The sequence below is a fragment of the Rhodococcus aerolatus genome, from assembly GCF_054783215.1.
Genome location: NZ_BAAGQZ010000001.1, coordinates 98,829 through 116,657 on the forward strand (window position 1 = coordinate 98,829; position 17,829 = coordinate 116,657).

General features: G+C 74.7%; 37 protein-coding genes. 36 read left to right on the top strand and 1 reads right to left on the bottom strand.

The window, feature by feature from the left end:
* From ACYVOF_RS00545 to msrB, 3 genes are all read left to right on the top strand, one after another.
* Positions 1 to 748 (top strand): alpha/beta hydrolase (locus ACYVOF_RS00545; protein ID WP_460863291.1); only part of this gene is annotated, 748 nt, incomplete at its 5' end.
* Positions 749 to 788: 40 nt separating this feature from the next.
* Entirely contained in the window at positions 789 to 1,121 is a 333-nt protein-coding gene (locus tag ACYVOF_RS00550; protein ID WP_460863293.1) for a hypothetical protein, read from the top strand.
* Between the two features lie 53 nt (positions 1,122 to 1,174).
* Positions 1,175 to 1,603 (top strand): peptide-methionine (R)-S-oxide reductase MsrB, encoded by a 429-nt coding sequence (msrB, locus tag ACYVOF_RS00555; protein WP_460863295.1) that lies wholly within the window; start codon positions 1,175 to 1,177, stop codon positions 1,601 to 1,603.
* Here the strand turns inward: msrB and ACYVOF_RS00560 are convergent.
* Positions 1,566 to 1,898 (bottom strand): XRE family transcriptional regulator, encoded by a 333-nt coding sequence (locus tag ACYVOF_RS00560; RefSeq protein ID WP_460863298.1) that lies wholly within the window; start codon positions 1,896 to 1,898, stop codon positions 1,566 to 1,568. The genes msrB and ACYVOF_RS00560 overlap by 38 nt on opposite strands.
* A gap of 119 nt (positions 1,899 to 2,017) precedes the next feature.
* On the opposite strand from ACYVOF_RS00560, the gene ACYVOF_RS00565 reads away from it, so the two are divergent.
* From ACYVOF_RS00565 to ACYVOF_RS00725, 33 genes are all read left to right on the top strand, one after another.
* The gene (locus tag ACYVOF_RS00565) at positions 2,018 to 2,209 is read left to right on the top strand and encodes a helix-turn-helix domain-containing protein (RefSeq protein ID WP_460863300.1); all 192 of its coding nucleotides are present in this window, start codon (positions 2,018 to 2,020) and stop codon (positions 2,207 to 2,209) included.
* Positions 2,206 to 3,030, top strand: a complete 825-nt coding sequence (locus tag ACYVOF_RS00570; protein WP_460863302.1) for a hypothetical protein — start codon at positions 2,206 to 2,208, stop codon at positions 3,028 to 3,030. The genes ACYVOF_RS00565 and ACYVOF_RS00570 overlap by 4 nt, the downstream gene beginning before the upstream one ends.
* A complete protein-coding gene (locus ACYVOF_RS00575) occupies positions 3,023 to 3,532 on the top strand; it encodes a hypothetical protein (RefSeq protein WP_460863303.1) in 510 nt (169 codons plus the stop codon). Before ACYVOF_RS00570 ends, ACYVOF_RS00575 begins: the two co-directional genes overlap by 8 nt.
* The gene (locus ACYVOF_RS00580) at positions 3,529 to 3,918 is read left to right on the top strand and encodes a hypothetical protein (protein WP_460863305.1); all 390 of its coding nucleotides are present in this window, start codon (positions 3,529 to 3,531) and stop codon (positions 3,916 to 3,918) included. The genes ACYVOF_RS00575 and ACYVOF_RS00580 overlap by 4 nt, the downstream gene beginning before the upstream one ends.
* Positions 3,919 to 3,989: 71 nt before the next feature.
* Positions 3,990 to 4,202, top strand: a complete 213-nt coding sequence (locus ACYVOF_RS00585; protein ID WP_460863307.1) for a hypothetical protein — start codon at positions 3,990 to 3,992, stop codon at positions 4,200 to 4,202.
* Positions 4,199 to 4,507 (top strand): hypothetical protein, encoded by a 309-nt coding sequence (locus ACYVOF_RS00590; protein ID WP_460863309.1) that lies wholly within the window; start codon positions 4,199 to 4,201, stop codon positions 4,505 to 4,507. Before ACYVOF_RS00585 ends, ACYVOF_RS00590 begins: the two co-directional genes overlap by 4 nt.
* Positions 4,504 to 4,941, top strand: coding sequence for a hypothetical protein (locus ACYVOF_RS00595; protein WP_460863311.1), 438 nt, complete (start codon positions 4,504 to 4,506; stop codon positions 4,939 to 4,941). Before ACYVOF_RS00590 ends, ACYVOF_RS00595 begins: the two co-directional genes overlap by 4 nt.
* Complete coding sequence (locus tag ACYVOF_RS00600) at positions 4,938 to 5,237, top strand: hypothetical protein (protein ID WP_460863313.1); 300 nt, start codon at positions 4,938 to 4,940, stop codon at positions 5,235 to 5,237. The genes ACYVOF_RS00595 and ACYVOF_RS00600 overlap by 4 nt, the downstream gene beginning before the upstream one ends.
* Positions 5,234 to 5,434: a hypothetical protein gene (locus ACYVOF_RS00605; RefSeq protein ID WP_460863314.1), complete on the top strand. Its 201-nt coding sequence runs from the start codon at positions 5,234 to 5,236 to the stop codon at positions 5,432 to 5,434. Before ACYVOF_RS00600 ends, ACYVOF_RS00605 begins: the two co-directional genes overlap by 4 nt.
* The gene (locus tag ACYVOF_RS00610) at positions 5,431 to 5,778 is read left to right on the top strand and encodes a hypothetical protein (RefSeq protein WP_460863316.1); all 348 of its coding nucleotides are present in this window, start codon (positions 5,431 to 5,433) and stop codon (positions 5,776 to 5,778) included. The genes ACYVOF_RS00605 and ACYVOF_RS00610 overlap by 4 nt, the downstream gene beginning before the upstream one ends.
* The gene (locus ACYVOF_RS00615; RefSeq protein WP_460863318.1) at positions 5,775 to 6,035 is read left to right on the top strand and encodes a hypothetical protein; all 261 of its coding nucleotides are present in this window, start codon (positions 5,775 to 5,777) and stop codon (positions 6,033 to 6,035) included. Before ACYVOF_RS00610 ends, ACYVOF_RS00615 begins: the two co-directional genes overlap by 4 nt.
* A complete protein-coding gene (locus ACYVOF_RS00620) occupies positions 6,032 to 6,247 on the top strand; it encodes a hypothetical protein (protein ID WP_460863320.1) in 216 nt (71 codons plus the stop codon). The genes ACYVOF_RS00615 and ACYVOF_RS00620 overlap by 4 nt, the downstream gene beginning before the upstream one ends.
* Positions 6,244 to 6,618 carry a hypothetical protein gene (locus tag ACYVOF_RS00625; protein ID WP_460863322.1) on the top strand — a complete coding sequence of 125 codons (375 nt, stop codon included), beginning with the start codon at positions 6,244 to 6,246 and terminating at the stop codon, positions 6,616 to 6,618. Before ACYVOF_RS00620 ends, ACYVOF_RS00625 begins: the two co-directional genes overlap by 4 nt.
* 100 nt (positions 6,619 to 6,718) lie before the next feature.
* Complete coding sequence (locus ACYVOF_RS00630) at positions 6,719 to 6,958, top strand: hypothetical protein (protein WP_460863324.1); 240 nt, start codon at positions 6,719 to 6,721, stop codon at positions 6,956 to 6,958.
* 277 nt (positions 6,959 to 7,235) lie between these two features.
* Entirely contained in the window at positions 7,236 to 8,345 is a 1,110-nt protein-coding gene (locus tag ACYVOF_RS00635) for a YqaJ viral recombinase family nuclease (protein ID WP_460863326.1), read from the top strand.
* A complete protein-coding gene (locus ACYVOF_RS00640) occupies positions 8,342 to 9,304 on the top strand; it encodes a hypothetical protein (protein WP_460863327.1) in 963 nt (320 codons plus the stop codon). The genes ACYVOF_RS00635 and ACYVOF_RS00640 overlap by 4 nt, the downstream gene beginning before the upstream one ends.
* Positions 9,305 to 9,307: 3 nt before the next feature.
* Complete coding sequence (locus ACYVOF_RS00645; protein ID WP_460863329.1) at positions 9,308 to 9,511, top strand: hypothetical protein; 204 nt, start codon at positions 9,308 to 9,310, stop codon at positions 9,509 to 9,511.
* A complete protein-coding gene (locus ACYVOF_RS00650) occupies positions 9,508 to 9,906 on the top strand; it encodes a hypothetical protein (RefSeq protein ID WP_460863331.1) in 399 nt (132 codons plus the stop codon). The genes ACYVOF_RS00645 and ACYVOF_RS00650 overlap by 4 nt, the downstream gene beginning before the upstream one ends.
* Positions 9,903 to 10,151, top strand: coding sequence for a hypothetical protein (locus tag ACYVOF_RS00655; protein ID WP_460863332.1), 249 nt, complete (start codon positions 9,903 to 9,905; stop codon positions 10,149 to 10,151). The genes ACYVOF_RS00650 and ACYVOF_RS00655 overlap by 4 nt, the downstream gene beginning before the upstream one ends.
* A complete protein-coding gene (locus tag ACYVOF_RS00660; RefSeq protein ID WP_460863334.1) occupies positions 10,148 to 10,504 on the top strand; it encodes a hypothetical protein in 357 nt (118 codons plus the stop codon). The genes ACYVOF_RS00655 and ACYVOF_RS00660 overlap by 4 nt, the downstream gene beginning before the upstream one ends.
* Complete coding sequence (locus ACYVOF_RS00665) at positions 10,501 to 11,154, top strand: hypothetical protein (protein ID WP_460863336.1); 654 nt, start codon at positions 10,501 to 10,503, stop codon at positions 11,152 to 11,154. Before ACYVOF_RS00660 ends, ACYVOF_RS00665 begins: the two co-directional genes overlap by 4 nt.
* Positions 11,151 to 11,735 (top strand): hypothetical protein, encoded by a 585-nt coding sequence (locus tag ACYVOF_RS00670; RefSeq protein WP_460863338.1) that lies wholly within the window; start codon positions 11,151 to 11,153, stop codon positions 11,733 to 11,735. Before ACYVOF_RS00665 ends, ACYVOF_RS00670 begins: the two co-directional genes overlap by 4 nt.
* Positions 11,732 to 11,953: a hypothetical protein gene (locus ACYVOF_RS00675; protein WP_460863339.1), complete on the top strand. Its 222-nt coding sequence runs from the start codon at positions 11,732 to 11,734 to the stop codon at positions 11,951 to 11,953. Before ACYVOF_RS00670 ends, ACYVOF_RS00675 begins: the two co-directional genes overlap by 4 nt.
* Positions 11,950 to 12,321, top strand: a complete 372-nt coding sequence (locus ACYVOF_RS00680; RefSeq protein ID WP_460863341.1) for a hypothetical protein — start codon at positions 11,950 to 11,952, stop codon at positions 12,319 to 12,321. Before ACYVOF_RS00675 ends, ACYVOF_RS00680 begins: the two co-directional genes overlap by 4 nt.
* A gap of 291 nt (positions 12,322 to 12,612) precedes the next feature.
* Entirely contained in the window at positions 12,613 to 12,975 is a 363-nt protein-coding gene (locus ACYVOF_RS00685) for a DUF6085 family protein (RefSeq protein WP_460863342.1), read from the top strand.
* Positions 12,976 to 13,079: 104 nt separating this feature from the next.
* A complete protein-coding gene (locus ACYVOF_RS00690; protein WP_460863344.1) occupies positions 13,080 to 13,214 on the top strand; it encodes a hypothetical protein in 135 nt (44 codons plus the stop codon).
* A 44-nt stretch (positions 13,215 to 13,258) separates the two neighbouring features.
* Positions 13,259 to 13,582, top strand: a complete 324-nt coding sequence (locus ACYVOF_RS00695) for a DUF4326 domain-containing protein (protein ID WP_460863483.1) — start codon at positions 13,259 to 13,261, stop codon at positions 13,580 to 13,582.
* On the top strand, positions 13,569 to 14,528 hold the full coding sequence (locus tag ACYVOF_RS00700; RefSeq protein ID WP_460863345.1) for a hypothetical protein: 960 nt from the start codon (positions 13,569 to 13,571) through the stop codon (positions 14,526 to 14,528). Before ACYVOF_RS00695 ends, ACYVOF_RS00700 begins: the two co-directional genes overlap by 14 nt.
* Complete coding sequence (locus ACYVOF_RS00705) at positions 14,525 to 14,761, top strand: zinc finger domain-containing protein (protein WP_460863348.1); 237 nt, start codon at positions 14,525 to 14,527, stop codon at positions 14,759 to 14,761. Before ACYVOF_RS00700 ends, ACYVOF_RS00705 begins: the two co-directional genes overlap by 4 nt.
* A complete protein-coding gene (locus ACYVOF_RS00710) occupies positions 14,758 to 15,204 on the top strand; it encodes a hypothetical protein (protein ID WP_460863350.1) in 447 nt (148 codons plus the stop codon). Before ACYVOF_RS00705 ends, ACYVOF_RS00710 begins: the two co-directional genes overlap by 4 nt.
* Complete coding sequence (locus tag ACYVOF_RS00715; protein ID WP_460863352.1) at positions 15,201 to 15,746, top strand: crossover junction endodeoxyribonuclease RuvC; 546 nt, start codon at positions 15,201 to 15,203, stop codon at positions 15,744 to 15,746. Before ACYVOF_RS00710 ends, ACYVOF_RS00715 begins: the two co-directional genes overlap by 4 nt.
* Entirely contained in the window at positions 15,743 to 16,756 is a 1,014-nt protein-coding gene (locus ACYVOF_RS00720; RefSeq protein WP_460863353.1) for a hypothetical protein, read from the top strand. Before ACYVOF_RS00715 ends, ACYVOF_RS00720 begins: the two co-directional genes overlap by 4 nt.
* Before the next feature lie 72 nt (positions 16,757 to 16,828).
* A complete protein-coding gene (locus ACYVOF_RS00725) occupies positions 16,829 to 17,605 on the top strand; it encodes an AAA family ATPase (RefSeq protein ID WP_460863354.1) in 777 nt (258 codons plus the stop codon).
* Positions 17,606 to 17,829: the final 224 nt, after the last annotated feature.

Below are 17,829 nucleotides of genomic sequence, written 5' to 3' on the forward strand. Positions count from 1 at the left end.
CCCCGGCGCCGACGCCGTCGCCCGCGCGGACGCCGCGGCCGCCGGCGCGGAGACCGCCCTGGACGCCGCCGCCGCGCGGTGCGTCGCCACCGGCTGCCCGCTGGGGGCCGACCTGCGGGCTGCGGTGACCGAGCTGCTGGCGCGAGCCCGCGCCGGGGGCGGCATCCCCGCCGCCGGGGGGCGGGCCCTGACCTCGGGCGCCCTGCTCGCCGGGCTGCGAGCCGGGCTGGCCGTGCCGGGCACCGCGGCCACCGACCGGCTGCTCGGCGCGCTCGCGTCGGCCGCCGCGGGGGACGGCGGGCCGGTGCTGGACCTGCTCGACCCGGCCGGGCTGGACGGCGCCTTCGCCGCCCGCTGCTCCGACGCGGCGCTGCGGCCCACGCCCGAGCAGGTGGGCCAGCTCGTGGACCGCTGGCGCACCGATCACCCCGTGTTCGGGGCCTCGGCCGCCGGGCTGCTCGCCCAGTGCCTGGCCTGGCCCACCCCGTCCACCCCGCCCGGGGTGACCGGGCTGTCCGCGCTGCCGCCGGTGCTGGTCCTCTCCCCCGCCGCCGACCCGACGGCGGGACCGCAGGACGCCGTCCGCACCGCCGGGGTGCTCACCCAGGCGGGGGCCGCCACCGGCACGCTGCAGTGGCAGGGCACCGGGCACCCGGTCCTCGTCGGCTCCGGCTGCGCGCGCGCCGCGGTCACGACCTACCTGGGCTCGGCGGCGCTGCCCGCCCGCGACACCGTCTGCCCGCCCTGAGCGCGGCGCGCCGGGCCCGGTCCGCGCTACCGTCGTCGTCGTGAGCCCCACCCACCACGACGAGCCGGACGGTCCGTGGGTGCGGGGCGTCCGCAGCGGGGAGCGCGACCGCTTCGCCGACGACCTCGTCGGGCTCGACCGCGACGACCCCGAGGCGCAGGCCTTCGCCCGCCACCTCGACCGCGTGGAGCAGCAGCGCTCCGGCTACACAGTCGAGGGCTACCTGGCGGCGGTCGGGGACTTCGCCGACTCCGCGAACCGCTCCTCGGGCCTGCCCCGGCTGGTGGCGGTGGCGCTGGTGTCGCTCATGCTGCTCGGCGTGGTGTTCACGGTGTGGAACGCGCTCGGCCTCGTGGTGACCACGCTCTTCTGAGGGCGTACCCGTCGTCCCGGCGGCACCCCGGCGCGCGGGGTTAGCCTGGAGCCATGGCCTCCTCCCCTGTCACCGGTGCCACCCCGAAGGTCGTCCTCTCCGACGACGAGTGGCGCCAGAAGCTCACCCCGCAGGAGTACGCCGTGCTGCGCCAGGCGGGCACGGAGCGTCCCGGGGTCGGCGAGTACACCGACACCACCACCGAGGGCGTGTACTCGTGCCGCGCGTGCGGCGCCGAGATCTTCCGCAGCGACCACAAGTTCGAGTCGCACTGCGGGTGGCCGTCCTTCTTCTCCCCGTCCGACACCGACGCGGTCATCCTCAGGGAGGACCGCTCGATGTTCATGAAGCGGGTCGAGGTGCTGTGCGCCAGCTGCCACAGCCACCTGGGCCACGTCTTCGAGGGCGAGGGCTACCCCACCCCGACCGACCAGCGGTACTGCATCAACTCCATCGCTCTGTCGTTGCAGCCGCGCCGGTAGCGTCGTCACGCTCCGTAGAGCCCCCGTCCGGACCACCGTCCGGGCGGGGGTTCGTTCGTCCGGTCATCAGCCAGTAGTCGTCGACGCCCGTGCGCTCGGCGATCGCGGCTGCGGTCGCCGCGAACCCGCGGGGCAGCCGGCCCTTCAGCTCCCACTCGCGCCACGAGCCCTGGCTGATGCCGCACGCGAGCGCGGCCTCCTTCGCGTTCCAGCCCATCCGGTGGCGTACCAGCGCGAGGCGGGCCCCGAACGTCTCGGTGGTCGGGACCCACCGGCCCTCTGTCTGCGTCGTCATGTCGCACATCTTGCGCCGTATCGCGCATCCCGCGCAAGGCGTGCATAGACACAACCTGGTGACGACACGCTTGTAATTCACGCTTGACGCGACTCACGCATGATGCGAGTCTTCACGGCATGCACCAGTCCCCCCTCCTCACCACCCGGCAGGTGGCCGACCGCCTGGCGGTCGACGCCTCGACCGTCCGCCGGTGGGTCCTGACCGGGCAGCTCGTCCCCGCACTCACCACGCCGGGCGGCCACCACCGCTTCTCCGTCGAGTCCATCGACAACCTGAGCGCCACCGCCACGACCGAGCAGCCCGCGTGAGCGCCGCCACGACCGCCGGCGTCGCCAGCCTCACCGAGGTGCAGGCGCGCGAGATCACCGCCTCGATCCGCATCACGATCAAGGGCGCGTGGGACCTCATCGTCGCGGCGTACCAGGGGCGCGTCTGGACCGCGCTCGGCTACGACTCGTGGGACGACTACTGCGAGAACGAGTTCGGCGGGTCGCGCATCCGGCTCCCCCGCGAGGAGCGGCGCGAGGTGGTGTCGTCGCTACGAGACCAGGGCATGAGCCTGCGGGCCATAGCCTCGGCGACGGGCCAGAGCGAGCCCACGGTGCGGCGCGACTTGGCAGGTGCGTCATCTGACGCACCTGCCACCGAGCGGACCGCCCCGCCGCACGTCACAGACCTCATCACGGCCGACGACCTGGCCGAGCTGAACCAGCCCGCGCCGCCGCGCACCACCGGCACGGACGGGAAGTCCTACCGCCGGCCCGAGCCGAAGGGGGTCGGCAGTACCGACGCCCCTGCTGAGAAGGGCGAGGACCCTGCGCCGGTTCTTGACGGCGAGGTGGTCGAGGACCCCGACGCGACCCGCCGCCGGGCCGACACCACCGCCGAGGCGAAGCGGGCCGCTGACCACGAGGCGGCCATGACCGACCTCTACTCCGGCATCGCCCGCGGGCTGCAGATCATCGGCGGCTACGGCGACCACGCCGACCTGCCCAACCTGATGGCCGAGTTCCGCTGGGACCGGCTCAGCCCGCCGCAGTACGCGCGCGAGTTCACCCCCGAGAACCTCGCCGCAGCCGCGGCGTTCATCAGCTTCCTGGCCGAGTGGAGGACGACCCTCGATGACTGACGCCCAGTGGTTCCTCGACCGCTACGACGAGGCCGTGGCCGAGTCGGGGTCCGACGGCACGGAGCCCCACAAGGTCCGCGACCAGGTGGCCCAGCGCTACTGCGACGACGTGGAGACCGGCCGCATCACCCCCGTGCAGGACGACCTGGTGACCCAGGGACGCAACCTGTTCGACCGCGTCGTCAAGCCGGAGCGGGACCGCCGGCGCTCGTCGATGCGCCGGACCATGGGCGACCTGCTCGACGCCATCAACGGCGAGACGATCCTGGGCACCGCGGACCCCAAGCTCGACCAGGCGTTCGCGCTCGGCGACGGCCGGGACAAGTCGCTGCGCCACTGGACGGTCGACGACTGGCAGGCCGCCACCACCGAGCGGTACCGCAACGCCGCCCAGGCCACCGCTAGCGCCAGCACCTTCGACGAGGGTGCGGCGCAGATCGTGTCGGCGATCCGCCGCTCGGGTGTGCGCACCACGGGCGACCTGCTCGGAGCCACGGCATGACCGCCCACCTGCCCGGCACCAGCCCCCGGGTCACCGTCGCCCTCGGCCCCCAGGCCCCGGAGCTGCCCGCCACCGCGACGACCCCGGCCCGCCCCGGCTGGGCCGCGGTGACGCTGACCGTCGGCGGCGCCACCGTCGAGCTAACCCCCCGCCACGCCGAGCGCCTGGCCGACGCGTTGAGGCGGTTGGCGTCGATGTCGCGCGACGGCTGGGTCGCACCCGAGCGCGACGTGCTGACCGAGACCGCCGTGCGAGCCGCGCGCTTTGCGGCGGGCGGTCCAGTGCTGAGCCCCGAGCAGCCCGGCGTCGCGAACACCGCGCCCGCCGCACGCGTCGCTTTCCACCCGTCGCCGGCTGACCTCGCCGCGCGCCGTCGCCCGTCCTGACCCACGAAGAAGCCCCCCGCCGGCCAGGGCGAGGGGCGGCACATCAGCCCTACCTACCGAGGAGAGAACCGATGCGCGATCCCGATGCTACCCAGCAGCAGGACGACCTCAGCCGCCCCGCGGCCGTCCGTCCCCCCACCGCCTACGAGCGGATGATCCTGGCGGGGCTGCAGGCCCGGCAGGTCTACGGCGGCACCGTCGACCCCGTCACGGTGGCCGAGCGCCGCGCCCGCAACCGCGTGGCCCGCGCGTCCCGCCGCATCAACCGCCGGCGGTCGAAGTGAGCCGCCCGACGCCGCCCGCCCCGAAGTGGCTGCTGCAGATGTTCGAGGCCTGCCTGGCCCGCGACCCCGGCACCACCCACCGCTGCGGCCAGCCGTCCGTCGACGGCCACTTCGAGGCGTGCGCCCGGCATACCTCGCTGCCGGTGCGCCGCTGCTCGTTCGTCGAGCTCGACGACGACGGTGTGCTCGTCACCTGCAGCACGGAGACCGTGAACGCGTCGGGGCTGTGCACCGCGCACGAGCCGCAGCGCAACCCGCTGCGCGGGTACAGGCCGGTCGGGCTCGACGTGCGGGGTGCGCGATGAGCCCGCGGATCACGGTCAGCCACAACGGCGCCGACTACGCCGGGCAGCTGATGACGATCAAGTCCACCCGTCTGGGCTGGGAGGACCACGGCATCCTGACCGCCAGCCTCGTCTGCGAGTACCCGGGCGGCGGCGTCAGCGTCGGCGGGCACTGTCTCGACGAGTGCAAGCGCGACGCGGACGGTCGGCCGGTCTACCCCAGCGACCGGCTTGGCACGGCCTACGGGCTCGACCACGTCATGCAGATCATGCTCACCGTCGGCGTCGAGCGGTGGGAGAAGTTGCCCGGCTCGCTGGTCATCGTCCTGTCGACGGGCACCGGCGGGTTGGGCTCGATGTCCGTCGGCATCGCCGGCGTGCAGAACGACCGCGTCCTTATCCTCAAGGACCACGCAGAGGCGTGGCACGAGGTCGCTGACGGCGGTGCGCGATGAGCCACGACGACACCTACGCCCGGGCCACCGTCCGGCACCTCGCGGCGCCGGCCCCCGTCGCGCCGCCCACCGCCGAGCACCTGCGCCGCTGCGACCACGCCGCCGAGCGGGCCCTGCTCATCAGCCAGCGGGTGTGGGACGACGACCCGGCCGTGGTCCGCACCTGGCTGGACACCCTCGACCGGGACGCGCTCACCGACGCCCTCGTGGCCCTGGCCGCGATGCTGCCGCAGGACCTGTCGCTCTCCGCGCTGCTGGCCCCGGTGAACGCGCTGGCCGAGCGGGTGGCGTCATGAGCCGGCAGGCCATCCTCACGCCGGACGCCGCGCTGCACTGGCTGCGCGACTTCACCGAGTCCCCGGAGCGGGCCACCCCGCTCGAACTGATCGCCACCGCGCGCCGGCACCTGAGCCACGTGCATCCGACCGACGACCGGTGGGGCCAGCTCGAGTCCTGCGTGCAGCTGCTCCGCGCCGCGGGACGGCTGTCATGACCGCGCCGACCGGCTTCCTCGACGCCGACCACGACGCCCTCGGCTGGCAGGAGTGCATCGCCTGCGGCGGCACCCCGACGTGGCTCGGCTTCACCCAGCTGCCGACCTTCCCCGACGACTGGTCGCCCACGGGCGAGCCGCCGCCGCGGCGCGAGACCTGGGCCCGCATCGCCTGGTGCTCGTCGCCGGAGTGCGTCGACGACCGCGCCGGCACCAGCCCCGTCGTTGCCCGCCAGGGCGCCGCCCAGGCCGCGGCCAACCTCGCGGCCACCGCCGCCCGCGCCGAGCGCGAGGCCGCCCGCGAGACCCCCTCCACCGTCACCCCGTTCAGGAGCCAGCCATGACCGAGCCGCACTACGTCTTCGTCGACGCCCTGCCCAACTCCCGCGCCGGGAACATCCCCGACTTCGCCGAGGCGTGCCGCACCGAGGCCGGGCGGTGGGGGCTGTACCCGCGGGCCATCACCCCCGACTCCGCCGACCACCTGTCCCGCTCCATCAACGACGGCGACAACGGGTTCTTCACCCCCAAGGGCTGGTTCGAGGCGCGGGTGCACGAGGGCCGTGCGTGGGTCCGGTTCGTCGGCGGGGCCGACCAGTGAGCGCGCCGACGTGGCTCGACGAGGACGACCTCGACGACGAGCCGCTGCACGGTGAGCCGTGCGGTCACCGCGCCGCCGAGCCCGACGCGTGGTGGCCGTCGCCGGTGCTCCTGGTCCTCGGCGTCGCCGTCACCGGCGCGCTGCTGTGGCGCCCCGTCGCGGCCGGTGTCTCGGCGCTGCTGTGGCTGGCCCGCTGGGCGGTGCTCGGATGAGCGGCTGGCTGATCGTCATGCTGTACGTCGCCGGCTGCCTGGTGACCCTGGTGTTCGTCGCCCGGCGCACCGTGGAGCAGAGCGCCTTCGAGCCCGAGGTCGAGGACCGCGTGCTGTCCGCCGCCCTGGGTCTCTGTGTCTGCTGGTTCTGGCCGGTGCTGCTGCTCGGCTACCTCGGCCGTCACCTGATCTACCCGGACATGCGGGTGCGCAGCCGCGCCGACGACCTCGACCGCCGTGCCGCCACGGCGCGAGCCGGTGCGGCCGAGGCGCACCGGGCGGGCAATACCGAGCTGGCCCGGCTGCAGGCCGACCTGGCCAACGACTACAACGCTGAGGCCAGCGCGCTGCGAGAGTCGGTGAACCGGTGAGCGCCCCCGTGCTGGACCCGCTCGCCGTCGACGAGCTCGACGACGAGGTGCTCGCCGAGTGGCCGCCGGACCCACCGCGCACTGCCGTGCGAGGTGTCCGGTGCTGACCACCACGCAGGCCGTGCTCGCCGGCGGCGTCTGGTTCGCCGCGGTCGCGATCGTCTGGGCCCTGGTGCACGGCGCCGAGAAGGGGCACCGGGCCGCGGCCGGCGGCGTGCGCATCACCAGCGCGTGCTCGTCGTGCGGGATGTCGCGGGCGCAGTGCCTGACGGGCACCGCCGACGCCCCGTGCTGCGCGGCCTGCGCGTCGCGGTACACGCACGACGGGGGGCAGCGATGAGCGACACCCTGACTCCTGAGCACGACCAGGCCGTGCTCGACGACGGCACCCGACCAGGGTGCGACGGCAGCACCGCTGCTCCTGGCCTGGGCATTCCGAGCAGCACCTGCGAGCGGCCCGCTGTGTGGGCACTCGTGGGGCCCTGCGGTGATGCCGAGCTGCTCTGCGCGACTCATGCCGCTGAGCACCGGATCGCCTTCCTCGTGGCCACCTGGTGCCGGTGCTCGACCTGCCACGCGGAGTGGACTGGGACGACGGTCCGCTGGGAGCCGCTGCGATGAGCGAGCACGAGACGATGACGCTCGCCGAGACGGCCCGGTGGATGGGCTGCTCAGAGCGAACGCTCCGCCGCCGCCGCGCACGGGCCGGGGAGACCGCCCCGCGGGCTGAGCGCCGCGGCCGCCGCAAGCTGCTGGCCCGCCGCGACGTCGAGGCATGGGCCGGCCCCCACCTGGCCGAGGTCGGCGCAGCGCCGGCGCGTGCTGACGGGCTCACCGGCCGCCCCGGCCCGCTGCTCACCCCGGGGTCGCCGGAGTGGATGGCCGTGATGACGGCCAGCAAGGTCGCGTCCGTGGTGCGGCTCAGCCCGTACCAGTCGCGCGTCGACCTGTGGCTGCGGATGCACGGCGACCTGCCCGAGGTCGAACAGACCGACGTCATGGCGCGCGGTCACTTCCTCGAGGGAGCCATCGCGGACTGGTGGGCCGACCAGCACCCCGACGCCGTGGTCGAGCGCACCGGCACCTGGTACCACCGCGAGCACCCGTGGCTCGCGGCCAGCCCGGACCGCCTCGTGCGCCAGGCCGACGGCACCACCGCGCTCCTGGAGATCAAGTCCGCCGCGGCCGACGACGAGTGGGGCCGCGGCCTGGAGGACGTGCCGATCGGGTACGCGACCCAGGTGCAGCACCAGATGCACGTGACCGGCGCGCGCTGGTGCTGGGTCGCGGTGCTGCTGCCCCGCCTGGAGTTCCGTGAGTACCTCGTCGAGTACGACCCCGCGGTCGGGGCTGCGCTGGAGCGCGCGTGCCGTGCGTTCCTCGACGACCTGGCAGAGCACCGTCGCCCCGAGCTAGATGGCGACGAGAGCACCTACCTGGCCATGCGGGCCGTCCACCCTGAGATCGACGACGAGGACGTCGAGGTGGGCGACGAGCTGGCCGACCGCTACCTCGCCGCCCGGGTGGGGCTCAAGGCCGCCGAGACCGAGGCCCGGCACGCCGGCGCGCTGGTGCTCGACGCGCTCGGCCGCGCCCGCCGCGCCGTGCGGGACGGCCAGCCGATCGCGACCCGGCAGCCCAACGGCGAGCACCCCCCGAAGCTGGTGGCCAACGCCGCCGCCGTGAAGACCTACACCGCAACACCATCCGAGGAGCCGACCGCATGACCGAGATCGCCGTCCGCGAGGACACCGCCCCAGCCCTGCCCGTGCCCAACCTCATCCAGGACTCGCTCGCCGACCTCGAGGCGGCGCACCGCCTGGCGACGATCATGTGCAACACCTCGTTCGTCCCGAAGGAGTTCCGCGGCAAGCCCGACGAGGGCGCGGTCGCGATCCTCATGGGCGCCCGGGTGGGCTTCGACCCGACCACCGCGCTGCAGTCCATCTACGTCATCTCCGGGAAGCCCGCGCTGTACGCCGCGGCCATGGTGGCGATCGTCCTGGCCGCCGGCCACGAGGTGTGGGTCGACGAGGAGGGCCCCGAGAAGGTCGTTGTCAGCGGCCAGCGCGGCGGGTCCGACCGGGTCTACACCTCGACGTGGACGATCGAGCGGGCCAAGCGGGCCGGGTTCACCTCGAACGCCAACTACCAGAAGCAGCCCGAGTCGATGCTCTACGCCCGGGCCGCCAGCGACGTCTGCCGCCGCATCGCCCGCGACGCGCTCATGGGCATGGACCACTCGGTCGAGGAGCTGCGCCTGGCGAGCACCGAGAACGGCGTGCCGCAGGTGACGACGGCCAAGGCGGAGCGGGTCCGCCCCCGCACCATCATCGAGGCGGCCGAGAACGTGGCGCCCCGGGCCGAGGCCGGCGCGGCCGAGTCGGCCCCGGCCGCCGAGCCGGCGCCCGAGCCCGCCCCCGCGCTCACCCAGGGGCAGGGCCGCAAGATGCACGCCCTCTTCCGAGCCGCGGGCCTCGACGGCGACGACCGCACGGGTCGGCTCGACGTGACCTCCCGCATCGTCGGCCGCCCCCTCGCCTCGTCGAGCGACCTCACCCGCGACGAGGGCGCCCTGGTGATCGACACGCTCGAGGACCTGCAGAACGAAGGCGTGCTCGTCGAGTCCGTCACCGCGATGCGCGGCGACGGCGAGCTGCCGCCCGAGCCCGGCCAGGAGGGCTGAGCCGTGGCCGTGACGTACGTGGTCCTCAGTGGCTGCGACGACCAGACCCACCTGGCCATCGAGGCCTCCGACGCCGAGCGCGCGTTCCTCGGTCGGCTCGCCGCCGCCTCCACGGCCGCGTCGTCCTACGGCTGCATGCCGACCCTGCGCGTCACCCCCACCAACGACGACCCCTTCGCCGACGACCTCACCGAGGAGACCCGATGAGCAGCCAGACCGAGCCCCTGATCGACGACGGCGGACGGATCACGTTCCGCGGCATGGCCATGGACCAGGACGACCTGCCCGGCCTCGACGACCGCCGCACTTTCTCCGTCACCGCCACCTGCGTCGCCGTCGAGCGCCAGCGGATGAAGGACGGCGAGGTCCGTCTCGTCGCCAAGATGGAGGTCGAGAAGGTCTGGGAGGGCCAGGGCCCCGAGCCCGCCGAGCCACAGGACCCAGCCCTGTTCAACGAGGACGGCAGCAAGGCCGGCGACTGGGCCGACCCCGACACCTCGACCCCGCAGCCCGGCGACGCCGACTACATCGAGCCCGGCACCCCGCTGCAGCGCCCCACCTCCGGGGTGGCCGACCCGTTCTCCACCGGGGCCGACGAGTGAACGGCCCGCAGCACTTCCGCCAGGCCGAGGACCAACTCGCCCAGGCCGAGGCTCTGCTCGACCAGGCCGCGAGCGGGCTCGTGGCGAGCGACGTGGTCGTGCACCTTCTCGCCGCAGCGAACGTGCACGCCACCCTCGCAGCCGCGGCCGCCTTCGCGCTGCCCCACGTCGTGCGCATGCGCGTCGGCACCGACGAGTGGGCCGACACCCTCGGCATCGACCTGGCCGAGGTGACGGGGCTGTGACGGGCATCGACCCGGAGCTGGGCCGCGACCACGAGGGCGCCGCGCTGTGGCGCACCGAGCGGTGCCTCGACGACCACTGCCCCATCGCGTCGCAGCTCGCCACCGTGCCCGAGGGGGACGCGATCAGCGCGGCCGTGCTGCACGCCCAGGCGCAGATGCTGCACTCGATGGCCGGCAACCTCGTCGCCGCCCACGGCCAGGCCGGCGCCGAGCGCGAGCGGGAGATCAGCCGCCGCCACCAGGAACTCGCCACCGGCGCGGTGCACGCGGTCCGCTCGACGATCCTCAGCCTCAAGGCCGAGCGCGACGAGGCCCGCCAGCAGCGCGACACGGCCCGGTCGGTGGGCGCGTGAACACCACGACCACCCGCCGACCAGCGGGCGAGCAGTCCACCCCCGCCCGCGAGCAGGTTCCCGAGGTGCCGGCCGGCGAGCCGGTCATGGGCCGCCTCGCCTCGTTCGACGGGATCAGGATCGTCGGCAGCGAGATGGCGTTGAAGTGCCGCGCGTGCTCCCTGCACATCGAGGGGCCCAGCGTCGCCACCCACGCCCGCATGCGCCAGCACCACCGCGACGAGCACGGCCTCGTCCCCCAGCTGCCCGCCCCGGTGAAGAAGACGCCGGAGCGGGCCGCGGCCACCCCCCAGGCCGCGACGGTCGCGCCGCCCTCGACGAACCCCCCTGCGCCGGGGGCGGCGCGCACCACCACCCCCGCACCGACCGCGCCGCTCGACGACACCGTGTGCGCCTCGCGGGACTGCGACGTGGTCATCCACCACGACCCCCACGCGCGGCACATGCGCCGGCGCTTCTGCTCGCAGGACTGCCAGCGGCGGGAGTCCCGCCGCCGCGAGGGCAAGGCGCCGCGGCCGGTCGAGCGCATCCCGTGCCGCGCGATCCTCACCGGCCCACGCTCAGGCACCCGGCGCGGCGAGCCGTGCGGCAGGCTCTCCCCGCAGGAGCTGTGCGCGCGTCACCGCCGTCTCGTGGCGGCTGCGTCGTGAGCGGGCTCGCGCCGGACCAGCGGGTGCTGCTCGCCGGGATCGGCGGGTGGTCACTCGTCGACTGCCTGCTCGAACCGGACCACGGCATCCCTGCGTGGAAGAGCACACAGGCCGGGGGCACCTGGGTCTACAGCACCCCATGGGACTGGGGTCACACGATGTGGCAGCTCGGCCCCAAGCGCATCACGGTGGGTCGCTTCACCCGCGACGCCGAGCCCCTCGCCTCGGTGACGTGGACCGAGCTGCGCCGGATCACCCTGCCGTTGGACATGCGCGTGGCGCTGACGGCGATCCGCGACGACGGCCGTCAGATCAACCGTGAGGGATTCGACGACCCGTACCCCTACTGGGGCAGCGTCAAGGAGATGGCCGCGCACCAGGCGCGCTGGCAGGTCCGGCACGAGCGGTACACCCGCTGGCGGACCGGGCAGCAGGCGATGCTCGGCTACCTGCTCGGTGTCGTCCGCACCCCGGCGCCCGGTGGCTGCATGATGCTGCGCCCGGCTGAGACCGTCGCCACCGCAGCGTCACCCGAACCCGTCGAGCTCGCGCTCTTCGACCTCGCGGCGGTGGGCGCGTGACCCGCCGCGACGGGGGCCGGCCACGGCCCCTCGACCTCGCCGACGTCGCCGCCGTGGCCCGCGCCCTGGGCATCCCCGAGAGCGCCGTGCTCGAGCACGGCCACCGCCTGTCCGAGGACGCGCTCATCGCGGCGCTGCTCCGGCCGTCCACCCCCGACCCCGACGGCGTCGTCCGCTTCCACGAGGTCGGCCCCACCGACGAGAGGAGCGCATCGTGAGCACCGACCTGGACGACCCGGGCGACCGCCTGTGGGACCAGCTCAAGGACGAGGCCGCAGAGCGGAACTGGGAGTCCTATGACTGGGCATGGCAGGTAGCAGGAGCGCCGCGCCTGGTGGAGGTCTACCGCTGCACCGACTGCGGCGAGCCGTGCGACGCCGTCGACTACCGCGACCACGACGAGGGCCATAGCCCCCAGTGCCCGCACGACGACCCGGCCTGCGAGCTGCGGGTGTGCGAGGACCACGACGGCTGCGAGACGGACACGGACCGGTACACCCGGGAGCAGGAGGCGCGGGACGAGGCGCTGCGGGACGAGGCGGCCGACCGGCTGGTCGCTGAGCGACGAGAGGGAGTGGACCGATGAGCAAGGACCCCTATGCCTGCAACTACGACGGTTGCAATCGGGGCCGCGGTACGGGTCACGCAATCCACCGCACCTCACCCAAGGGCCAGATGTTCTCCGGGCGCTGCGAGGAACACCTGGGCCGACCCGTTGACCCGCAAGTCGCCGTCATTACCGACGCAATTGAGGACCACAACGGCGTGAATCGAGACCAACCGTGAGCCGCCGTCAGGTGACCGGGTCGCGGGACGAGGCGCTGCGGGAGCAGCGGGCCGAGTGGCAGGCAGAGGAACCCATCGGAGGCGAGGCGTGATGAGCGAGGTGCAGCACGGTGTCGGCACAGGCCGACCGTGGGTCGCGGGCTTCTGCCCCGCTTGCGGTAAACGGGGGCTGTTCGTCGGTGAGGGCGGGTACGTCACGTGCTCGCAAATCGGATGCCCCAACCCTGGCGCCCCGTCGGACGTGCTGTTCGCCCCCGCCCCGGACCCCACGGTCACCGTCAGCGCAGCGGACCGGGTGGACCTCACCCTGCCCCTGCGCGACCGGCTCACCGAGCAGGAGCGAGACGATCTACTGGCGGCGGTGCGGTTCTACCCGTACCGCGGTCCCCGGTGGGACCGAACCATTCGACGGCTCGCCGCCCTGGACCGCGCCGACACCGGGCCCACGACGTGAACGGCCCGGACCCCGACGACCTGGCGCTGGTTTCCCTCACGGTCGCGATCGTGGTGATCGATCATCGCGCTCTTCGGGTACGGCATCGTCCCCGGTGCCCCGTTGTGAGAGACCCGCGCACCCCCACCATCGCCGCCGACGCACGCCACCTGACCCGCCGGATGCTGCGCCGGGTGCGGTACCAGGCGGGCCGCGCCCTCATCGCCGCCGTCGTGGCCGTCAGCGGGAGCGAGCGGTGAGCGCCCCGCAGCGCATCCAGCGGCGCCGTACGAAGGGCTGGCGCATGCCCGAGGGCGCGGTCTACGTCGGCCGGCCCACGCGCTGGGGCAACCCCTACAGCGCGACCACGCTGCGGTTCCACCTCGCCGGCGAGCCTGAGCGCGCTTCGACCCCGGCCGAACAGGTCGACCTGTACCGCCGCGAGCTGACGTGCGACGAGGAGCACGGCTGGGACGAGCACTCGTGGACTCGCGGCCTGAACCTCACCCTGCTGCGCGGTGCCGATCTCGCCTGCTGGTGCCCGCTCGACCAGCCCTGCCACGCCGACGTCCTGCTCGAGCTGGCCAACCCCGACGACCACCAGGAGGCCCCGCATGGCAGGCCGTGACCACGCCCGCGTCTACCTCTCGATCTGGGACGACGACGACTTCGTCGCGCTCAGCCCCAACGCCCAGCACCTCTACTTCGTGCTGCTCACCTCCGAGGACCTGACCTACTGCGGGGTCGCCGACTGGCGGCCGCGGCGCATCGCCAAGCGCTCCCGCGGATGGACCCCCCAGCACGTCGAGGCCGCCGCCGCGGAGCTGCAGTCGTCACGCTTCGTGGTCGTCGACGAGGACAGCGAGGAGGTGCTGCTGCGCTCGTTCGTCCGCCGCGACGGCCTCATGCGGCAGCCGAACATGGCCACCAGCATGGCCAGGGCCGCCCGCGCCGTGGTCTCCCGGCCCATCCGTCGCGCCCTCGTGCACGAGCTGCGCAGGCTCCACACCGAGCAGCCGGACCTCAAGGGCTGGGGGTCGAAGGACGCCGCGGCACTCCTCGATCGACCCTCCGAGCAGGGTTCCGGTGACCCTACGTCCGACCCTTCCGTTGACCCTACGGATGACCCACCGAGTGACCCACCCGTTGACCCTTCCGTTGAGGGTGAACCGAAGGGGTCCGACGACCCTAGGGCTGACCCAAGCCCTACTCCCTACTCCCTACTCCCTACTCACTTCTCCCCTCTCCCTGCTCCTCTGGGTCAGGTTGGGAGCGAAGGTGACAGTCCCGCGCGCGAGACGACGCCCCGCCCCATGATCGACCCGGCCAACCCGCGGTGCTCGACGCACCGCGAGGTGCCCGCCACCGAGCGGGTCCCGGCCTGCGCCGCCTGCGCCGCCGCCCGCCGGCTCGTCGAGGAGGACCGCGGCCGCCAGGCCGCCGCCAAGGCCCGCCAGCGCCAGGACCGCGACCAGGCCATCGCCCGGTGCCCGGCCTGCGACGAGGCCGGCTGGGTCGAGCTCGACGGCGGGACGGTCACCCGGTGCGACCACCGAGCCGCGGTGACCGCGTGAGCCGCCAGCCCGACACCGGCCGCGACCTGACCTGGGAGCTCGACCGCCAGGCCGCGCTGCGGGTGCTGTGCGCCTACTGCCAGCGCGGCCCCGGCCAGCCCTGTCGCAACCCCCGCCACGGCGAGGAGCTGCGGTCGCAGGCCGCCCACGCCGTCCGCATCCGCGCCGGCCACGAGCACGGCCGCGCGACGGCCGCCGGGACCGGCCAGGCCGAGCTGGGGCTCGACGCGTGAGGGGCCTCGACGTGGTGCACCAGATGCACGCCGGCGGCTTCGGCTGCCCCGATGGGATCCCGTGCTGCACCGGCGGCTCGTTCACCGACGCCGAGCGCTGTGAGCAGTGGCACCCGGTGCTCGACGAGCAGCCCAGCACCGAGGTCGAGCACGGCCCCATGGCCATCGCCGAGACCCTGTGCCACGACTGCGCCTACCGCCCAGGCAGCCCCGAGCGCGCCCAGCAGGGCGGCGACCAGCTCGACGCCAGCATCCGGCAGCCGTTCACCTGCCACCAGGGCATGGCCCGCGCCGTCCGCTACGAGCACCCCAACGGCCACACCCGGCCCGGCGAGCCCGGCGACTACCGACCCGTCGAGCGCGGCGGCCAGGCCTGGCGCACCGGCGGCACCCTGGCGCAGCACTGCGCCGGCTGGGCCGCCGTCTGCGGGGCCCGCCGATGAGCGCCGTCCTCGGCATCGACAGCAGCCTGTCCAGCACCGGCCTGGCGCGCATCACCGACGACGGCCACGCCGCGGTGCGCCTCGTCGCCAGCACCGGCCACCGAGACGCCCCGTGGCGCACCCGCTCCCGGCGCATCGCCGACCAGGCCGCCCGCATCCTCGCCGCCGTCACCACCGACACCACGCTCGTCGTCATCGAGGGCCCGGCCTACGCCGTCCAGACCCCCGGCGTGTGGGACCGGGCCGGGCTCTGGTGGGGCGTCGTCGCCGGCGCCTGGGCCCGCGGCGTCCCCGTCGCCGTGGTGGCCCCGCAGACCCGGGCGAAGTGGGCCACCACCACCGGCCGCGCCGACAAGGCCGCCGTGCTCGCCGCCATGCGCTCACTGTGGCCCGACCTGCGCATCCCCAACCACGACGCAGCCGACGCGCTCGCGCTCGCCCAGATCGGTGCCCAGCGCCTGGGCTGGCCGGTCCCCGTCCGCGCGTGGCACGCCCAGTCCCTCGACGCCGTCACCTGGCCCCAGGAGGTCACCACCCCGTGAGCGGAACCCCCTGCGCAGCTTGCGGGCAGACCACCCCCGACTCGCTGCCGCTCTGCGCCCGCTGCGCCACCGGCCTCGGCCGCGAGCTCGCCGCCGTGCCCGGGGTCGTGGCCGACCTCGCCGTCGCCGCGGCCCGCCTCGACCGCATGACCTCCGGCCGCGTCGGCGGCCGCGGCAGCGAGACCCCGCTGCCCATCCGACCCGACATCCGCGCGCGCCTCGACGCCCTCGACGCCGAGCTGCTCGGCGCCACCCGCGCGCTGCTCGGCAGCGGCCACGCCCACCTCGACGCCACCAGCCTCCGCGGTCTGCGGGCCGAGGCCCAGGCCGCCCGCGCCACGCGCACCACCCGAGAAATGCCACCGCGGCACGGCATCGGGCCAGCCCGGCTCGTCGAGGTGCTCACCCACCCCGCCGAGCTGAGCATGCTGCCCGTCACCGCCGCCGAGATGTGCGCTCTCCTGCTCGGCCGACACCTCACCGCCCTGCGCTCCCACCCCGCCGCGCTCGAGCTGCACGACGGCATCACCGACGCCATCGCCGGCGCCCGCATGGCCATGGACCGCCGCGACGTCGTCTACGCCGGACCGTGCAAGGCCTGCGGCACCGACCTGTGGGTCGAGCGCGACCCCCACCGCCCCGACCACCGGAGCCCCACCGCCACCTGCTGGGCCTGCCGCGCCGAGTACGACACCCGCGACCTCGACGCGTTCCTGCTCCAGCAGGTAGCCGACAAGCTCGCCACGCGCGAAGAGGCCCTGGGCTTCATCGAGACCTACACCGGCCAGCGGGTTCCCGACGGCACCTGGCGCTCGTGGCGCTCCCGCGGCCAGCTGCAGCCCGCCGGCTGGCGCCGCGACGGCCAGGACCTCGGCGTGTGGATCGCCCGCACCGACACCCCGCTGTTCCGCGTGGGCGACGTCATCGGGCTGGCCAAGCGCACGCCCCACACGCCGCGGCTGCGGACCCGCTCGAGGAACGCGACACGCAGGGTGGCGGTCCGTGATTGACGGGCCGCTGACCTGCGTGCAACGCTATCGGCGCACGAAGACAGGTGTGTCCACTCCACCCTTCGGCCTCTCGTGATCCACGTCGTGATCGGACCGCCCGCAGCGGGCAAGAGCACCTGGGTCCGCCAGCACGCCCAGCCCACCGACGTCGTCATCGACTTCGACCTGCTCGCCCTCGCGCTGTCCGCGCCCGACCCGGACCGCCACCCGCACAGCCACCCCGGCACCGTCCGCCGCGTCACCCACGCAGCCCGCGACGCCGCGATCGAGGCGGCGTTCCGGCTTACCGCCTGCGACGTCTACCTGATCCACTCCACCCCCAGCGCCAGCAGGCTCGACAGCTACCGCCGCCGCGGCGCCCAGGTGCACACCGTCGACCCCGGCCGCGACGTTGTGCTCGCACGGTGCCGAGCCGAGCGACCCGCGCAGATGCTGCGCGTCGCGCAGGAGTGGTACGCCAACGGCGGACCGCCACCCGACGACGGGCGCCGCGTCCACGTCCGACCCACCCGCACGGCCCGGCCCACCCAACGGCGTCAGGGCCGGCGCACCGGCGACACCCGCACCACCACCCAGCGCGGGTACGGCGCGGCGCACCAGCGCCGCCGCCGCGAGCTGCTGGCCGCACTCGTCGACGGCGAGCCCTGCCCCCGCTGCGGGCTGCCGATGCACCACGGCCAGGTCCTGCAGGCCGGGCACAGCACGGACCTGGCCGACGACCCGGGCGCCGTGGCCGACCGGCTCGAGCACGCCCGGTGCAACCTCGGGGCCGGCGCCTCGGCCCAGGCCGCCCGCCGCGCCGGCGCCCCCGAGGTGAGCCGGCCCACCGCCACCTCGCGCGACTGGTGACCCCCCGACCGGGCGGGCCCTGAGCGCCCCGCAGCCGCCGCCACCGCGCGCTCCGCCGCCCCACCCCGGCGGCCCCGCACCAGGCCCGCCCCGGTCGCCTCGGCGCCCGCGGTGGCCCACCCCGTCCGACCCCACCCCCTCCGTTATCCGGAGGGGGTGGGGGGCTGACCGCGCCGCGGCCGTCAGGATTTCTCCCTCTGGCGCACCAGCGGCCCCGAGCAGCG

What these genes read in the sequence shown, in the direction of transcription:
- ACYVOF_RS00585 (WP_460863307.1), top strand. Translation starts at nt 3,990, where the DNA reads ATGCGCGATCCCGATGCTACCCAGCAGCAGGACGACCTCAGCCGCCCC.
- ACYVOF_RS00580 (WP_460863305.1), top strand. Translation starts at nt 3,529, where the DNA reads ATGACCGCCCACCTGCCCGGCACCAGCCCCCGGGTCACCGTCGCCCTC.
- ACYVOF_RS00610 (WP_460863316.1), top strand. Translation starts at nt 5,431, where the DNA reads ATGACCGCGCCGACCGGCTTCCTCGACGCCGACCACGACGCCCTCGGC.
- ACYVOF_RS00715 (WP_460863352.1), top strand. Translation starts at nt 15,201, where the DNA reads ATGAGCGCCGTCCTCGGCATCGACAGCAGCCTGTCCAGCACCGGCCTG.
- ACYVOF_RS00625 (WP_460863322.1), top strand. Translation starts at nt 6,244, where the DNA reads ATGAGCGGCTGGCTGATCGTCATGCTGTACGTCGCCGGCTGCCTGGTG.
- ACYVOF_RS00695 (WP_460863483.1), top strand. Translation starts at nt 13,259, where the DNA reads ATGCCCGAGGGCGCGGTCTACGTCGGCCGGCCCACGCGCTGGGGCAAC.
- ACYVOF_RS00650 (WP_460863331.1), top strand. Translation starts at nt 9,508, where the DNA reads ATGAGCAGCCAGACCGAGCCCCTGATCGACGACGGCGGACGGATCACG.
- ACYVOF_RS00605 (WP_460863314.1), top strand. Translation starts at nt 5,234, where the DNA reads ATGAGCCGGCAGGCCATCCTCACGCCGGACGCCGCGCTGCACTGGCTG.
- ACYVOF_RS00575 (WP_460863303.1), top strand. Translation starts at nt 3,023, where the DNA reads ATGACTGACGCCCAGTGGTTCCTCGACCGCTACGACGAGGCCGTGGCC.
- ACYVOF_RS00595 (WP_460863311.1), top strand. Translation starts at nt 4,504, where the DNA reads ATGAGCCCGCGGATCACGGTCAGCCACAACGGCGCCGACTACGCCGGG.
- ACYVOF_RS00615 (WP_460863318.1), top strand. Translation starts at nt 5,775, where the DNA reads ATGACCGAGCCGCACTACGTCTTCGTCGACGCCCTGCCCAACTCCCGC.
- ACYVOF_RS00635 (WP_460863326.1), top strand. Translation starts at nt 7,236, where the DNA reads ATGAGCGAGCACGAGACGATGACGCTCGCCGAGACGGCCCGGTGGATG.
- ACYVOF_RS00565 (WP_460863300.1), top strand. Translation starts at nt 2,018, where the DNA reads ATGCACCAGTCCCCCCTCCTCACCACCCGGCAGGTGGCCGACCGCCTG.
- ACYVOF_RS00640 (WP_460863327.1), top strand. Translation starts at nt 8,342, where the DNA reads ATGACCGAGATCGCCGTCCGCGAGGACACCGCCCCAGCCCTGCCCGTG.
- ACYVOF_RS00560 (WP_460863298.1), bottom strand. Translation starts at nt 1,898, where the DNA reads ATGACGACGCAGACAGAGGGCCGGTGGGTCCCGACCACCGAGACGTTC.
- ACYVOF_RS00600 (WP_460863313.1), top strand. Translation starts at nt 4,938, where the DNA reads ATGAGCCACGACGACACCTACGCCCGGGCCACCGTCCGGCACCTCGCG.
- ACYVOF_RS00700 (WP_460863345.1), top strand. Translation starts at nt 13,569, where the DNA reads ATGGCAGGCCGTGACCACGCCCGCGTCTACCTCTCGATCTGGGACGAC.
- ACYVOF_RS00685 (WP_460863342.1), top strand. Translation starts at nt 12,613, where the DNA reads ATGAGCGAGGTGCAGCACGGTGTCGGCACAGGCCGACCGTGGGTCGCG.
- msrB (WP_460863295.1), top strand. Translation starts at nt 1,175, where the DNA reads ATGGCCTCCTCCCCTGTCACCGGTGCCACCCCGAAGGTCGTCCTCTCC.